Raw genomic sequence first — 1,302 nt, 5'->3', positions numbered from 1 at the left:
CCCTAGGATCCATGCCGTTACTGCGGCCGAAGAGTGAGGCGGTCCTGAATCTTCAAACGCGCGGCTTTCCTGTCCAGCCCAATCCTCAAACTGCCTTCATCCACTTCGCCAGCCGGTGCGCCGCTTCCTCGACCTGGTCGAGGCGGCGGTGGAAACACAACCGCAAAAACGCCTCGCCGCCGGGGCCGAAAGCCGTGCCTGGCGCCAGGCCGACATTGGCCTTGTCGACAATGTCGAAGGCAGCGGTGCGTGAATCGGTGATGCCGTCGACAGTGAAAAACAGATAGAACGCACCCTGCGGCACCGTAAACCGGGCGCGGCCGGTGGCGCCGAGGATGCCGCAGACAAGGTCGCGCGCCTTGCGCGCCCGCTCCACCTGTTCGGCAACGAAGGCATCGCCCTCATCAAGGGCGGCGGCCGCGCCGCGCTGCATGAACTGGGCGACGCCGGAATTCGAATATTGGATCAGGTTCTCGAACACCTGCTGCAAGCTCGGATGTGTCTTGATCCAGCCGACGCGCCAGCCGGTCATAGCCCAGTTCTTGGAGAAGGAGTTGACATAGAGGATGCGGTCTTCCGCCGACGCGATGTCGAGGAAGGACGGCGCGCGGCCGTGGCCATAGTGGAACAGAGAATAGATCTCGTCCGCGATGATCCAAAGGTTTTTGGCGCGCGCCAGATCGAGGATGGCCTGCAAGGTCTCATCATCGGCGGTCCAGCCGGTCGGATTCGACGGCGTGTTGATGAACAGCGCCTTTGTGCGCGGCGTGATCGAAGCCGCGAGCTTCTCGACGTCGCAGGACCAGCCATTGCCGGAATGATCGAGCGTCACCGCGACCGGAACGGCTCCCGCTATCGCTGCCGCGGCATCGAAATTCGGCCAGGCCGGCGACAGATAGACAACCTCGTCGTCGGCACCGGCGAGCGCGTCGAGCGCCAGCTGGATGGCATGCATGCCGGAGCCGGTGACGATGAATTCTTCCTCCGGGAAGGTCTTGCCGAAATGCCTGGCATAGTAACGGGAGAGTGCCTGCCTAAGTTCGGGGATGCCCCTTTGCCAGGTGTAGAATGTCTCGCCGCCGGCCAGCGCCTTCGACGCGGCATCGGTGATAAAGGCCGGCGTCGGCAGGTCGCCCTCGCCGGCCCAGAGCGGAATCATGCCTTCGCGCAGGCGGCCGTAATTGACGACGGCGACAATGCCGCTTTCGGGTGCCGCACGGGCCTCGGTGCGCAAGCTGTCGATCAGGGTCATTGGCGGGTCCGTTTTGGTCTGCGGTTTTCGTCAGCGGTCCTTACCAGATG

At 63.6% G+C, this 1,302-nt stretch carries 1 protein-coding gene; it reads right to left on the bottom strand.

Features of this window, described 5'->3' with window-relative positions:
- Window positions 1-85: 85 nt before the first annotated feature.
- Window positions 86-1,252, bottom strand: coding sequence for a pyridoxal phosphate-dependent aminotransferase (locus EN893_RS34250; RefSeq protein ID WP_127271730.1), 1,167 nt, complete (start codon window positions 1,250-1,252; stop codon window positions 86-88).
- Between the last annotated feature and the right edge of the window lie 50 nt (window positions 1,253-1,302).

Origin of the sequence: Mesorhizobium sp. M7A.F.Ca.CA.004.04.2.1, assembly GCF_004022825.1 — a bacterium.
GTDB lineage: Bacteria > Pseudomonadota > Alphaproteobacteria > Rhizobiales > Rhizobiaceae > Mesorhizobium.
The sequence above is the reverse complement of the archived record's forward strand: the minus strand, read 5'-3'. Positions and strand labels throughout refer to the sequence as shown.